Source organism: Mycobacteroides franklinii (assembly GCF_001853795.1).
GTDB classification, from domain to species: Bacteria; Actinomycetota; Actinomycetes; order Mycobacteriales; family Mycobacteriaceae; genus Mycobacterium; species Mycobacterium franklinii.
Genome location: NZ_MLIK01000019.1, coordinates 577,813 through 592,026, shown reverse-complemented (window position 1 = coordinate 592,026; position 14,214 = coordinate 577,813). Strand labels below are relative to the sequence as shown.

Genomic DNA, 14,214 nt, shown 5'->3' with positions numbered 1-14,214 from the left:
AGACCCCAATGTCGCAGATCACGTTCAACTACCCCGCGATGCTGGCCCATGCCGGCGAGATGAACACCTACTCCGGTGTGCTCACCGCCCTGGGCGCCGACCTGGCCGCCCAGCAGGCCTCCCTGCAGGCCGCCTGGCACGGTGATACCTCCATGAGCCAAGCCGCCTGGCAGGCCCAGTGGAACACCGCCATGGAAGAACTCATCCGCGCCTACCGCGCCATGGGCACCACCCACGAAACCAACACCCTCTCCATGAACGCCCGCGACATGGCCGAAGGAGCCAAGTGGGGCGGATAAACGATCACTAGCGTTTCAATACATAAGGGCCAGAGACCCTAAAGGTCTCTGGCCCTTATGTATTGAGTGATCCTCAAGCGGTGAGTGCTCCGGCGACGCGCCGGTTGCCGCCGTTGCGTTCCTGCCATAAGCGGTAGACGTCCACGGCGTCATCGCGGGATTCATGACGCATGGGTAGCCGCCGCTGGTCCCAGGGCTTGGCGAATTCGTCGTAGAAGGTGTTGAGCTCGAAGTACTTTCGATCGTCAACATAGTGCGGTTCATAGGCGTCCCGAGTGGTCAGGAAGATGACTTCGTCGGGTGAGCAGTAGTAGAGCGCCCCCAGGCACATGGGGCACGGTAGGGCCAGGATGTAGATGGTGCTCCCGGCCAGATGCTCGGTGCCCAGCGTGGTGCAGGCGTCCCGGATGGCCAGGATCTCCGCATGTGCGGTGGGGTCATTGGTCTGCGCAACCTTGTTCGGGCTTTCGGCGAGGATCGCGCCGTCCTTCACGATGACGGTGGCGAACGGACGTCCACCCTCGTCGACGTTGCGGCGCGCGAGGTCAATGGTTCGTTGTGCGAAGTCCATCGGGATTCCTTCTGGGGTAATTGAAGATTGGGGCACAATCAGAACGGCACGGTCGGCAGGTACTTGCCATCCAGGGTGATGACCGCGCGGTGTCCGCCATCGGGATCGGGAACCTTCTGCACGTCGAGCTTGAAGTTGATGGCACTGATGATTCCGTCTCCGAACTGCTCGTGGATCAGTGCCTTGAGGGTGGTGCCGTACACCTGGAGCATCTCGTAGAAACGGTAGATCGTCGGATCGGTGGGCACCCCGCCGGGAATCGAGCCACGGGTGGGAATGGTCTGCAACGCGGCCGCCGCGTCGCCGCCGAGGCCGAGGAGGTCGGCGACGGCTTCGGCGGCCTGTTTCGGCAGGGGGTGCTGACCGAGTACGGCGGCGGTGACGAAGGCGGGCGAGTATCCGGCGGCGTCGGCGATCTGCTGCCAGCCGAGGTCCTTGGCGATCTTGGCTTCAACTGCTGCGATGGCCAATTCCTCGCGGCTGGTGGGATCGAATTGCGCGTGGACCATGGTGCGTCATTCCTCTCGGGGACGGGACGTAGGCGGCGAGTCCGGTGTGGACGCGGGTGCCCGTCGGCAATTCCAGAGTGCGCTACCTGGCGCTATAGAGTCCAATACTTGTATTCAATAACGACGATTGGTCCAGTGAATAGTGGTTGAACTTCAATGCTCTTGGGCGGCCACACGAACGACCTCCGCGAACGCGCGCGCCGCCGCCGAGTGATAGGCGGTGTTGCGGCGTAACAACTCCACGGTTCGGGTGGGCAGCGGCGGTGACAGCGGTACCAGGTGCAGATCGGCGTGCTCATGCGCGATCGCATCGGGAAGCACCGTGGCCAGGGAGCCGCGCCGGACGAATTCCAGCAGCGCGCTGATCGAATTGGCCTCGACGGCAATGTGAGGCGCGACCCCAAGGCCGGCGAAGTAGGCGTCGATGTCCTGTCGCGTCGCGAAGTCCGGGCTGAGCAGACCCAGCGCCTCACGAGAGAGCTGGCGTACGGGTAGCGATCCGCGTCGTGCCGCCAAGGGGTGATCCGAGCCGACCACCAGTCGCAGCGTCTCCGTGAACAGTGCACGGTGATCGATGCCCACGGGATGCGCACCCGCGAAGGCGATGCCGAGATCCAGCCGATCGGCCAGCAGGTCGGCTTCGATGCGTTCCTGGGTGCTCTCCCGCACGGTAAGCGTGATGCCCGGGTGAGCGGTGCGAAACCGATGCACCAGTGGGCCAATGAAATACGTGGTAAAGGTCGGTGTCATCGCGATGCGCAGATGCCCGCGTGATAGGTCCTGCACGTCGTGGACGGCACGTTCGCCGGCATCTAAGTCGCGCAGGGCCAGGCGGGCGTGCTGTGCGTACGCCTCACCGGCGTCGGTCAACCGGACCGTGCGTCCGGAGCGGTCGAGCAAGATGACCCCGAGCGTGCGTTCGAGCTGCTTGATCTGCTGGGACAGCGTCGGCTGGGAAATGTGCAGAGACTCGGCCGCGCGGGTGAAATTCGCATGATCGGCCACCGCGAGCAGGTATCGAATATGGCGCAGCTCCATCGATACCACTATAAGCCGCCATAGACAATCTCAATCGCAGTGATGGAAAGTATGTCGTGGACACTATGGGCATCCGTGACTGTCGTGGGTACTTCCTGGCGGCCCTGTGGTCGCCGGGTCTGGCGAGTAGCCGCGCGGTCAGCGAGCGGCGTTGATGGCCTTCAGGATTCGCTGCTCGCTGACGGCCCGCGGGGTACCGAGCTGTTGGGCCCACAGGCTCACCCGTAACTCCTCGATGAACCACGCGATATCGCGGAGATCGGGATCGTCGGCCCGCCCGGCGGGCAGGTCGCGCAATAGATCGTCGTAGGCGTCCTCGACGGTGTGGACGCGTTGCATCCGTTCGCGGTCGGCTTCGACACCCTGAGGCAGGCGTTCCAGCCGCTTGCCGATGGCGGTGACGTAACGCGCCAGATCCGTCAGCCGTGCCGCCCCCGTCACCGCAACGAACCCTGTCTCCAGCAGCCTGTCGAGCTGATCGCGCATATCGTCGACGGCATCGGACTGCGCCGCAGGCGCTTTGGTGGGCAACGACACCTGCACCTCACTCCAGGCGGCCACCACTTTCTCGGCGCGGCGCACGATGTCGAGAGTGGTCGCCGCCAGACTCTGCGCGGCGCGGTCCCGTAGTGCGGCAAACTCCGTGTGGGTCCAGACCGGTGCGGGTGCCAGCAGATCGGTGGCTGCATCGGCGCAGTCCTCGAGTAGCGCCGACAGCGAGCCGTCTGGATTTGACGAGAGCAGCAGCCGGGAGCGTGGATCGAGGCCCCGCTCCACGGTTTTCATGGGCGAGGGAATCGACAACCGCAGTAGACGCCGGGTGCCGGCGGCCATGGCGGCCCGCTGCTCGGCGGCGGTGGCGAACACGTGGATATCGACCGTGGCGCCTGAGTCGACCAAAGCCGGGTATCCGCGAACGGTGTGCCCGCCGCTGACTTGCTCTACGGTGCGGGGCAATTCGGCGATGTCCTCGGGCCAGCCGCGTAGACCGCTACGCTCCCACTCCCCTGCCACCGCGGCGGCCACAGCCTGACGGGTGGAACCCGCGAGCCGCTGCTGCAGCGCGTCAAGGTTTTTGTCGCGTGCCACCTCCGCGCCATCGGAGGATTCGACGACGAAGGTGACGCGCAGGTGCGGGGGTACCTTGTCCAGGTCGAACGCATCGGTGGGCACGCGAATGCCGGTGATTCGATGCAGTTCTCGGCCCAGGGCATACACCAGCGGCTCGGTTCCGGGCTGGAGGTTCGCCAGCACCGCACGCGCCGTGTCGGGGGCGGGAACGAAGTTACGGCGCAGGTCCTTGGGCAGTGACCGGATCAGCGCGGTAATCAGCTCTTCACGTAAAGCCGGTACATGCCAGGCGAATTCATCACCACCCAGTCGGGCGAGAACTTCCACCGGAATGTGCACGGACACACCGTCGTCAGCCGCGCCCGGTTCGAATCGATAACTCACCGGGAGCGCGACATCACCCGAGCGCCAGGTGTCGGGCATATCCGCGGCAGCGTCCTCGGTGCGCAGCAGATCATCACGGGTGAACGTCAACAGCTCCGGTGTCTGATGCCGCTGCTTGCGCCACCAGGCGTCAAAATGCCGTGCCGACACCGCATCTTCCGGGATGCGCGCCGCGTAGAGGGCGTAGATCTCGTCGTCCCCCACCAACAGATCGCGCCGGCGGGCCTTGTCCTCCAGCTCGGACAGCTCCTGCAGCAGCCGTGCATTGTCACGCAAAAAGTGATGCTTGCTCTGCCAGTCCCCCTCCACGAGGGCATGCCGGATGAACAACTCGCGTGCCAGCTCGGGGTCGACCTGTGCGTAACCGACCCGCCGGCGCGGCACCAGCGGCAGTCCGTAGAGGGTTACTCGCTCGAAGGCCATGACGGCTCCGCGCTCGGCGTCCCAGTGCGGCTCGCTATACGTGCGCTGCACGAGATCTCCAGCGATACGTTCTACCGATTGCGGCTCGACGCGCGCGGCGATCCGGCCGAACAGCCGACTGGTCTCCACCAGATCGGCGACGACGACCCAGCGCGGTGGCTTCTTGGTGAGCACCGAACCGGGGGCCAGGACGAACTTGGTATTGCGCGCTCCGGAGTAGTCACGGGTATCGCCCTCGCGTAATCCGATGTGGGAGAGCAGACCAGCGATGAGCGCGGCATGGACGAGCCCAGGATCGGCGCTCTCCCCCGACTCCCGGATACCGAGGTCGCGCGCGATGCTGCGCAGTTGACCCACCAGGTCCTGCCACTCCCGGATACGAAGGTAGTGCAGGAACTCCTCACGGCACATGCGCCGAAAAGCACTGCCGGAGAGCTGGCTGCGCTGGTCCTGGATGTAGCGCCAAAGATTCAGATAGGCAATGAAATCGGAATGGTCATCGGCGAACCGGGCATGCTTTTGGCGCGCGGCCTCCTCGCGGTCTGCCGGGCGCTCCCGTGGGTCGGGAATCGACAGGGCCGCGGCGAGCACCAGGATCTCTCCGACGCACCCTTCGGCGTCTGCCTGCAGGATCATCCGTCCGATGCGCGGGTCCAGCGGCAGCCGCGCCAGCCGTCGCCCTAGCTCGGTGATGGCGCCGTCGGCGCCGAATGCGCCCAGCTCCTGTAGCAGCTGTACACCGTCGCGCACACTGCGCTTGTCGGGCGGATCCAGAAATGGGAAGTTCTCGATATCGCCCAACTGCAACGCCGCCATGTGCAGGATGACGGCGGCAAGGTTGGTGCGCAGAATCTCCGGATCGGTGTAACGGGGCCGGGCCTCGAAGTCTTGCTCGGAGTACAGCCGGATGCAGATACCGGGTGCGGTCCGCCCTGATCGGCCGGACCGCTGAGCGGCCGATGCCTGGGAGATGGGTTCGATGGGCAGGCGCTGCACCTTGGTGCGCCGGCTGTACCGGGAAATGCGCGCGGTGCCGGGGTCGACGACGTACCGGATGCCGGGCACCGTCAGTGACGTCTCGGCGACGTTGGTGGCCAATACCACGCGTCTGCCGGTATGCGGCTGGAAAACCTTGTGCTGCTCGGCAGTTGGCAGCCGGGCATATAACGGAAGCACCTCGGTACCAGCGCGGAGAATGTCCCTCAGTGCTTCAGAGGTATCGCGGATCTCACGCTCACCGGACAGGAACACCAGCACGTCCCCGGGCGGCTCGCTTTCCAACTCGCGTACCGCGTCGGCGATGGCCTCGGTCTGGTCACGTATTTCGGTACGGACAATCTCATGATCGGGGTCGTCCGGCTCGTCGTCGGTACGTGTGCCGGAAGCGCCGGACACGGGGATTTCCAGTGGCCGATACCGGATCTCAACCGGGTAGGTTCGGCCCGAGACCTCGACGATGGGCGCATCGCCGAAATGCGCCGAAAAACGCTGCGGCTCAATGGTAGCCGACGTGACGATGACCTTCAGATCGGGCCGTCGCGGTAGTAGCTCGCGCAGATAGCCGAGTAGGAAGTCGATGTTGAGGCTGCGCTCATGTGCCTCGTCGAGGATGAGCGTGTCGTACCGCAGCAGCCGCCGGTCCCGCTGGATCTCCGCCAGCAGGATGCCGTCGGTCATCAGCTTGACGAGGGTGCGGTCGCTGGCCTGATCGGTGAATCTGACCGTGTAGCCGACGGTTTCGCCGAGCGGCGTGCCGAGCTCTTCGGCGATGCGTTCGGCGACGGTGCGTGCCGCGAGTCGTCGTGGTTGGGTGTGGCCGATGGTGCCGCGAATTCCGCGCCCCAGCTCCAGGCAGATCTTGGGCAGCTGTGTGGTCTTTCCCGAACCCGTCGCGCCCGCGACGACCACGACCTGATGCGCGGAGATCGCCCGGGCGAGTTCATCGCGGTGCGCGCTGACCGGCAGGTCCGGATACGTGATCGTCGGAACCGCCGCGGTCCGTGTCGCGACGAGGGCCTCGGCCGCGGCGATCTGCTCGGCGAGTTTTGTCAGCGCATCGGGATTTGTGTCACGTTGATTCTTCAGGCGACGTCCGAGCCGGGATGCGTCACGAATGGTCACACCGTCGAGGCGCGCGCGCAGCTCGGGACGGGACAGTTCGGACACTCCAGGAAGGATAGGCGGTCGGGTAGCTTCGCCCACGTGACAGGGTTCTTGTCGGCAACCGCCTTTACCGATCGCACCGTCGTCCTGATCGGTGGGGGTACCGGCATCGGTCTGAGTGTGGCGCGCGTGGTGACCGCGGCGGGCGGCGACGTCGTGCTGGGCGGCCGCACCGCGACAGCCCTGGAAGCGGCCGCGCACGAGCTGGGGGACAGGGCGCGTTGGCATCCGGTGGATACGTCGCGGCAGGCGAGCATCGACGGGTTCTTCGCCCAGATCGAGGTGGTCCATGGGCTGTTCACCACCGCCGCGACCTATGTGACCGGTTCGATCGCGGAGCTGTCCGTCGAGGAGGCGGCCACGCCGTTCGAGTCGAAGTTTTGGGGTCAGTACCGCGTGGTGAAGTCGGCATTGCCGAAGCTTGCCGCCGATGCCTCAGTGGTGTTGATGTCGGGAGCGGCCAGTGTCCGGCCCGCCGGAAACGCGCCGGCCTATGTCGCCGCGAACGCGGCCATCGAAGGCCTGGCTCGCGGGCTTGCGCATGAACTCGCACCCGTCCGGGTCAACGCGCTCTCGCCCGGCACGGTCGATGGGCACCTGTGGAACCAGCGGGCGCCCGAGGTGCGTCGGCAGGCTTTCGAGCACATCGCCGCAGCGGCCACCCTGAGCCGACCCGTCACGGAAGATGAAGTGGCTCAAGCCGCCGTGTACTTGCTGCTGAACACCGGAACGACCGGTTCGACGCTGTATACCGATGGGGGCTACGCGCTGCGTTAGACGCTCCAGGCGCTGGCCAGGCCGGCCGAGACCGAGGCCGCCGCGGTGACCAGTCCATGCCAGGTCTCCGGTTGCAGCTGTTGGATATCCAGCGGGCCCGCCGTCGCGATATGCGGGTCGTACGGGACGGCCACGATGTGGTTGGGCGAGATCCAGCGGTGGAAGCGGGCGACCATCGCCGCCACCAGACGTTCGGAATTCCTGCGGTCTTCACGGTTGTCATACCCGCGAACGTGGTTGATCACCACCACCATTCGCGGGATCAGATAGTCGTAGCCCTCGGAAATCATCCATTCGATCGCGCGGACCGCACCCTCGGCGCCGACCGGGGTGGCGGCCGCCACCAGCACCACACCGTTGGCGCATCGCAGCACACCCGGCATCACCGGATGCCAGAAGTCCACCCCGGTGTCGGTGATGAGCAGGCTGTAGAGGCGTTGCAAGCGGTTGTGCGCCTCGGTGTAGATCTCCGCGTTGAGTTCTCCGCGGCGACGCACCGAATGTGAATTGGCGGCAAGGACATCGAGGCCGGTCTCGGAGTTCTGTCCGACGAAGAAGCGCAGATCGAAGTTGCGTTCCGGCTCGTTCTGCGCCACCACATCAGCGAACGTGGACGACGCCGACGGGTCGATCCACGAGGCCAGATTGGCCGATTGGCCCGGATCGGCGTCGGTGGCCAGCACCATGTCCTTACGGCGCAGTTCGGACAGCACGGACCCGAGCGCGGCGGTCATCATCGTCTTGCCGACGCCACCGTTGCCGCCCAGCACGGCCAGTGAGTGGATACCCCGCCAGGGGCTGCGCACCACGGCCGTGAGCTCGCGAAGCTCGGCCTCCTCCCGGGATTCGCCCGGATTGATGACGCCAAAGCTGCCGCGGTACACCCACTTACGCCAACCCACGGACGCCGGCCGGCGGGGCGCAGGCAGGATCTCCGAACGCAGCTGGGCCCCCAACGCGTCGCCCATGGCGGGTAGGGGATCGACAAGCGGGTCATGGGGCGGTACCGCATTGACGATGGACAGGGGTCCGCGGGGCGGCAGTTGAGACGGCACGTGGTCTTGCTGAGGCGACTGCTCCGGTTGGTGTTGTTGCGCGGCGGCTTCAGCGCGTTGCCGTTTGGCGTGTGCGCCCAGCCTGATGGGGATGATGGGACCGGTCCGGTCGAGGATCTCGTCCTCGGAGCCGTCCGCCGAGGAATCGTTGGGCGCACTCACGGAATCTCCTCCTCCACCAGAAGCCGTTTGGCCCCAGCGCTCCGACAGTTTCGTCTTGCATCGCGGGCAGCAAGAGACCCGTCGCATACGAAGTCTCATATGGGCGTTGCGCGGTTGGCGAGGGCCGTTACCCACCCGTGTCTGAATCGGCATCAAATGGGATGAGGTTGGTGCGCACTTGATATCAGCCACCACCGCCTGCTAATCAGCAGGTCACGTCGACGTACATGGTCTTGGTGGTTGTGGTGGTGGTGAAGACACCCGGACGCTTGTTGCTTGGCAGGCCGTAGTCGGAGCGCACGGTGGTCTGCCCGGGACGGACGCTGCTGGCGGTGCACTGGTTGAGGGCCTTGGAACCGGTCTTGCTGACGATCACGTTGTAACCCTGGGACTGCAACTCCCTGACGGTCTGCTGGGCGTTGGAGCCGTCGGACTGCGCGGCCGCGGTACCGAGGGCGAAGCCGAGAGGTGCCAGTGCGAGAGCGGCGGCGGCGGTTCCGGCGATGATGTACTTCTTCATGATTTCTCCTGTGCCAGTGGGACTTTAAGTTGGTTCACCGGGTTCTTGGTGATGCTTCAACGATGCGGCCGCCGGGCCGGAAAGTCTGTCGGGCGACTGGCGGATAGGGGGATGATCCTGATGTCCCCCAATTGGGGGACATGTGCCGATTTGGCGTGCCAAGCTTGCGTTCATGCAGGTGAGCGGCGAGCTCGTGCGGGTGGTCGTCGGTGACGACCACCCGCTCTTTCGTGAGGGCGTGGTGCGCGCGCTCACCAGCAGCGGCCAGATCACGGTGGTGGCGGAGGCCGAGAACGGTTCCCGAGCGCTGGAACTGATCAGGGAGCACCTGCCCGATGTCGCGCTGGTGGACTACCGCATGCCGGAGCTGGACGGCACCCAGGTCGCGGCCGCCGTACGCCGCGACGAACTGCCCACCCGGGTGCTGCTGCTCTCAGCGCACGATGACGCGGCGATCGTGTATCACGCGTTGGAGGAGGGGGCCGCCGGATTCCTGTCGAAGGAATCCACTCGTGCCGAGCTGGTCAGTGCGGTGCTGGACTGCGCGCGGGGCCGTGATGTGGTGACGGCCAGCCTGACGGCAGGGCTGGCCGGCGAGATTCGTAAGCGTGCACAACCCGCGGGCCCGTCGCTCAGCACACGCGAACGTGAGGTGCTCAGGATGATCGCCGCCGGGCAGACCGTGCCGGCCATGGCCAAGGAGCTGTTCCTGGCCCCGTCCACGGTGAAGACCCATGTGCAGCGGTTGTACGAGAAACTCGGCGTCGGCGACCGTGCGGCGGCGGTGGCGGAGGCCATGCGGCGCGGATTGCTGGAATAGCGGCGATGAGCCGGCTGGACAGGATCGCCGACCACTTCGCCGCCGAACCCATGCGGGTATCGGCCTGGCTTCGGCTGCCGCTGATCGGGTTGATCGTGCTGCTGGGCTCGGACCCGAACATCAAAATGTGGCATACCGGCGTGTACTACGGGGTGCTGGCCGTGTACACGGCGTCGGCTGTCGTGTGGGTGGCGATCGCGGTGCGGGGTCAGGTTCCCGATTGGGTGGCCCCCGCCGCCACGACGGTAGACATCGCCGCCGTGGTGATGTTGTGCCTGGCATCCGGTGCCGGCAATACCGAGCTGCTCCCGGTGTTCTTTCTGCTACCGGTCTCGGTGGCGTTCCAGGAACGACCAGTGGTGACTGCAGTCCTCGGAACCATAACGGCCGTAGCGTATTTCGGCATTCTGGTGTACTACATCGCCGACGGCAACTGGGACAGCATTCCCGGTGACGAGTACGTCACCTGGGCGGCGCTGCTGTGGCTGACCGTCTTCACCACCGGTATGTGCTTTGTCCTCAAACGTCGCTCCGAGCGCGTGGGCCAGTTGCTGCACACCCGGGAGCAGCTGATCGTGGAAGCGATGCGCGCCGATGAACGTCATAACCGTGAGGTGGCCGAGCGGCTACACGACGGGCCGCTGCAAAACCTGCTGGCGGCGCGCCTGCAGATCGAGGAAGTACTTGAACGCCAGCCGGATCCGGTGCTGCAGGCCGTGCACTCGTCGCTGCGCGAGACCGCCGGCGAGTTACGTGGCGCGGTGTCCTCACTGCATCCGCAGGTGCTGGCCGAGCTGGGATTGACAGCGGCAATCCGGGAGCTCGGACGACAACATGCGGCACGGGGCACCGTCGACGTCATCACCGAGCTGGACGATGTGGGCAGCCCCCCGGTGCAACCGCTGGTATACCGCGCGGCCAAGGAACTGTTGACCAACGCGGTGAAACACGGCCGTGCCTCCAGCATTCGGGTTGAGCTCACCCGAGACGGGGACCACCTGACCCTGGTCGTCGCGGACGACGGCAGGGGCTTCGATCCACGCGATCTCGTGATCTCGGTCGCCGACGGGCATATCGGGCTGGCCTCGCTGACGGTTCCCATCGAGGCCGCTGGTGGAGAGGTCGCGATCGACTCGGCGCCCGGTGCGGGCACCAGGGTCTCCGTCACCGTGCCTGTTGATATGGCAGCGTAGGGGAGGCCGCTCGGCATCACGGGCCCCGCCTTCACGAGAGGGAGAACAGATGTACGACCTCGTCATCATTGGCTCCGGCAGTGCAAACTCCTTGCCGGACGACCGGTTTGCGGATCAGAAGATCGCGATTGTCGATCGTGGCGTGTACGGGGGCGCCTATGGCGGCACCTGCCTGAATGTCGGTTGTATACCCACCAAGATGTTCGTCTATCCGGCGGATCTGGCTGACGAGGCGCGTGACGGCGCCCGGCTGGGTGTGGACAGCTCGGTGAGTGGAACCCGTTGGGCCGATATCCGGGACCGGGTGTTCGGCCGGATCGATGCCATTGCGGCGGCCGGATTGCGCTACCGCGTTGAGGACTGCCCGAACATCACCGTCTTTCAGCAGGAAGCGCGGTTCATCGCGCCGGAAACCGATGCCGAGGGCGATCCGGTGCATCGTGTGCAACTGGCCGACGGGACGATCCTGCAGGCGAGGCAGCTGGTGATCGCGGCGGGTTCACGTCCGTTCATCCCGCCGCTGATCGCTGACAGTGGCGTGCCGTTCCATACCAATGACGACATCATGCGGTTGCCGGAGCTGCCGGGGCGCGTGGTGATTGTGGGTAGCGGCTTCATTGCCGCCGAGTTCGCGCATGTGTTCAGCGGTTTGGGTTCGGCGGTTACGGTCATTGCGCGCGGGCCGCTGTTGCTGCGCGCTCAGGATGAGACCATCGCGCAGCGTTTCACCGATATCGTGTCGGCGCGGTGGGATGTCCGGCTGAACACCGAGGTGGTCGATCTCCGTGAGATCGGCGGCGGCGGTGTCGAAGTGGACCTCAGCGATGGATCGACGGTGACCGGTGATGTGCTGCTGGTCGCGACCGGACGCACGCCCAACGGTGATCAACTGGAGATCGCCGAGGCGGGATTGACGCTCGACGACAAGGGCCGCGTCCCAGTGGATCAGTACCAGCGCACACCGGTACGGGGCATCTACGCGCTCGGTGACGTGAGTTCGCACTATCTGCTCAAGCATGTGGCCAACCACGAAGCCCGTGTGGTGCAGGCGAATCTGCTTTCCGGATGGGACTCGCCGACCACCGCCAGCGACCACCGGTTCGTGCCAGGTGCGGTGTTCACCCGTCCGCAGGTGGCGTCGGTGGGACTGTCGGAGGAGCAGGCGCGTCAACGCGGAATCGACATCGCGGTCAAGGTGCAGACCTACGGCGACATTGCTTACGGATGGGCCATGGAGGACACCGAGGGTCTGTGCAAGCTGATCGCCGATCGCTCGACAGGACTGTTGGTGGGTGCGCACATCGTCGGCTACCAGGCGTCGGCGCTCATCCAGTCGTTGATCACCGCGATGAGCTTCGCCATCCCGGTACGCGAGATGGCGCGCGGACAGTACTGGATCCATCCGGCGCTGCCCGAGCTGGTCGAGAACGCGCTACTGGGACTTGAGCTTTAGCTCAGCCCGCCATGAACTCGTCGTAGGCAGAGGCGAGGCCGGCGGGCAGCACCGTGACATTGCATTCGCGCTGAGCGTTGCCGATCGGTGCCAAAATGCCGCGTAACTCGTGGTATTCCGTGGGATGAGCGGTGAAGTACGTGCGGATGTTGGCGGCTGCCTCGGGCCGGGACTGATCGGGCGCGGCATCGAACACCGCGCGTGCACCGGGGTGGCCGTCGAGGTAGCTGCGTGTCGCCGACGTGGTGGTGGCGACGGTGTCGGACAGTCTCTCTTGGCTGCAGTCCGGTGCTGTGAGTGCGGTGGGAGCCGTGACGACGGCGGCGAGCCCTCCGAAGAGGCTGATCGCGCCGGCGAGGGCTGTTTGGCGTATGCGTACGTTGTGGAGCTTCATGGCATCTTTCTTTGGGTCAGTCGTGCACTGATCCCCGACCTTGTTCCCCGACCCTTGTTTACACAGTACGCTTGACCGCCGCGAGGTCAACCGACCAGCGGAATCTCCGCGGCGATCAGGTCTAGCAGGGCCGGATACCGCTTGGCTTCCTTGTGGTTACCCGGCTTACCGCTGCTGACCACGCCCACCGACAGGGCGCGCGCGGGGTCGGCCCACACGGCGATGTCGACCAGGCCGGTGTGTCCGAACGCAGCGGGGGAGTTGCGGCCGAATGGACCGAACCGCTTGGAGCCCAACATGTATCCCGTTCCCCAACGCATCGGCATGCCGCCGGTCGCCATATCGGGCCGCAGGCGCCGTGCGGGCGCGGCCGCGGCGCGGATCGTCTCGGGTGACATGATCCGTACCCCATCGAGTTCGCCACCGCGGCACAGGATCTCGGCAAACCGGGACAGCTCGTTGGCAGTGGAGACGGTGTTGGATGAGGGCACCACGCCGGTGAGGAAGAACGGCTGGTTCGACATCGGGATGATCTCGTGCATGGTGCCGCCGACCACCGCCCGGAAGGCCGCGCGCATGGGCGCGGGCAGCGGCTTACCGGTGGGATGGCTCGGCGCCACCAGCGGTACGTCCTCCGGTGCCACGCCGTAGTTGGTCCACCGGAACCCAAGGGGGTCAAGGATTTCCGTGGCAAGAATGTCCCGGATGCCCTTGCCGGTGGCACCCAGCACGATCTCGCGCACCAACGGGCCCCAGGTCAACGCGTGATACATGTGCACCAGGCCGGGCCGGTACAGCGGGCGCAGCTGCCCGAGCTGCTCGCGGGTGTACTCGCTGTCATCCATCCGGGTGACATCGGGCCGCGGGCCGGTGGGTATCGGGATGCCCGCGCTGTGCGTCATCACGTGTCGGATGGTGATGCGGTCTTTGCCGCGGCTGGTGAAGGTGGGCAGGTACTCGCAGACCCGATCATCCAGCGATAGCGCGCCACGTTCGACCAGCAGATGAACCACCGTTGTCGAGATGGCCTTGGCGGCCGAGTACACGCAGAACGGTGTATTGGTGGTGACGGGGATCTTCTCGGCGTCGGCGGGATCGGTGGGTGCGTTGCCCCAACCGTGCCCGATGGCACGGTTGAGGATCACCTTGCCCTTGTGCCGCAGACACACCTGGATCGCCGGGTGCATACCCGCCTGGTACCAGTACCGCGCGGCTTGCCAGATTCGCTCGACGGCGGCCGGATCGATCTCGGAATGGTCCTCGGCCTGATCGCCGCCGCCGATATCCGTCACCGAGTCCAGGTCGGCCGGAACGTGAATACGGCCGGCTCGTTCGGCTTCGTCGCTGACGGTCATGGATTCCTTCCTACCCGACCCACCTGA

General features: G+C 65.6%; 13 protein-coding genes. 5 read left to right on the top strand and 8 right to left on the bottom strand.

Going from position 1 to position 14,214, the window contains the following annotated elements:
• The first annotated feature begins 8 nt into the window (after positions 1-8).
• Positions 9-299: a WXG100 family type VII secretion target gene (locus tag BKG76_RS10715; RefSeq protein WP_070937634.1), complete on the top strand. Its 291-nt coding sequence runs from the start codon at positions 9-11 to the stop codon at positions 297-299.
• A 73-nt stretch (positions 300-372) separates the two neighbouring features.
• Here the strand turns inward: BKG76_RS10715 and BKG76_RS10710 are convergent, their stop codons facing one another.
• The 4 genes from BKG76_RS10710 to hrpA all read right to left on the bottom strand — a co-directional run bounded on the left by BKG76_RS10710 (position 373) and on the right by hrpA (position 6,461).
• Entirely contained in the window at positions 373-870 is a 498-nt protein-coding gene (locus BKG76_RS10710; protein ID WP_070937633.1) for a nucleoside deaminase, read from the bottom strand.
• Positions 871-908: 38 nt separating this feature from the next.
• Positions 909-1,379: a cyanase gene (gene cynS / locus BKG76_RS10705; protein ID WP_070937632.1), complete on the bottom strand. Its 471-nt coding sequence runs from the start codon at positions 1,377-1,379 to the stop codon at positions 909-911.
• Between the two features lie 153 nt (positions 1,380-1,532).
• The gene (gene cynR / locus BKG76_RS10700; protein ID WP_070937631.1) at positions 1,533-2,417 is read right to left on the bottom strand and encodes a transcriptional regulator CynR; all 885 of its coding nucleotides are present in this window, start codon (positions 2,415-2,417) and stop codon (positions 1,533-1,535) included.
• Between the two features lie 138 nt (positions 2,418-2,555).
• Complete coding sequence (hrpA, locus tag BKG76_RS10695; protein ID WP_070937630.1) at positions 2,556-6,461, bottom strand: ATP-dependent RNA helicase HrpA; 3,906 nt, start codon at positions 6,459-6,461, stop codon at positions 2,556-2,558.
• A gap of 36 nt (positions 6,462-6,497) precedes the next feature.
• Between hrpA and BKG76_RS10690 the strand changes: the two genes are divergently transcribed.
• Complete coding sequence (locus tag BKG76_RS10690; protein ID WP_070937629.1) at positions 6,498-7,235, top strand: SDR family oxidoreductase; 738 nt, start codon at positions 6,498-6,500, stop codon at positions 7,233-7,235.
• Here BKG76_RS10690 and BKG76_RS10685 read toward each other — a convergent pair.
• Together BKG76_RS10685 and BKG76_RS10680 are read right to left on the bottom strand one after the other, a co-directional pair.
• The gene (locus BKG76_RS10685; RefSeq protein ID WP_070937628.1) at positions 7,232-8,452 is read right to left on the bottom strand and encodes a MinD/ParA family ATP-binding protein; all 1,221 of its coding nucleotides are present in this window, start codon (positions 8,450-8,452) and stop codon (positions 7,232-7,234) included. The genes BKG76_RS10690 and BKG76_RS10685 overlap by 4 nt on opposite strands.
• A 205-nt stretch (positions 8,453-8,657) precedes the next feature.
• A complete protein-coding gene (locus tag BKG76_RS10680) occupies positions 8,658-8,972 on the bottom strand; it encodes a hypothetical protein (protein ID WP_070937627.1) in 315 nt (104 codons plus the stop codon).
• A 172-nt stretch (positions 8,973-9,144) separates the two neighbouring features.
• Here BKG76_RS10680 and BKG76_RS10675 point away from each other — a divergent pair, with 172 nt between their 5' ends.
• The 3 genes from BKG76_RS10675 to BKG76_RS10665 are packed head-to-tail and all read left to right on the top strand — an operon-like array spanning position 9,145 to position 12,438.
• The gene (locus BKG76_RS10675) at positions 9,145-9,792 is read left to right on the top strand and encodes a response regulator (protein ID WP_070939118.1); all 648 of its coding nucleotides are present in this window, start codon (positions 9,145-9,147) and stop codon (positions 9,790-9,792) included.
• A 5-nt stretch (positions 9,793-9,797) separates the two neighbouring features.
• Positions 9,798-10,985, top strand: coding sequence for a sensor histidine kinase (locus tag BKG76_RS10670; RefSeq protein WP_070937626.1), 1,188 nt, complete (start codon positions 9,798-9,800; stop codon positions 10,983-10,985).
• 49 nt (positions 10,986-11,034) lie between these two features.
• The gene (locus BKG76_RS10665; RefSeq protein WP_070937625.1) at positions 11,035-12,438 is read left to right on the top strand and encodes a mycothione reductase; all 1,404 of its coding nucleotides are present in this window, start codon (positions 11,035-11,037) and stop codon (positions 12,436-12,438) included.
• A 1-nt stretch (position 12,439) separates the two neighbouring features.
• Here BKG76_RS10665 and BKG76_RS10660 read toward each other — a convergent pair whose 3' ends face one another.
• A complete protein-coding gene (locus BKG76_RS10660) occupies positions 12,440-12,832 on the bottom strand; it encodes a hemophore-related protein (RefSeq protein ID WP_070937624.1) in 393 nt (130 codons plus the stop codon).
• An 86-nt stretch (positions 12,833-12,918) separates the two neighbouring features.
• Positions 12,919-14,187: a lipase LipE gene (lipE, locus tag BKG76_RS10655; RefSeq protein WP_070937623.1), complete on the bottom strand. Its 1,269-nt coding sequence runs from the start codon at positions 14,185-14,187 to the stop codon at positions 12,919-12,921.
• Between the last annotated feature and the right edge of the window lie 27 nt (positions 14,188-14,214).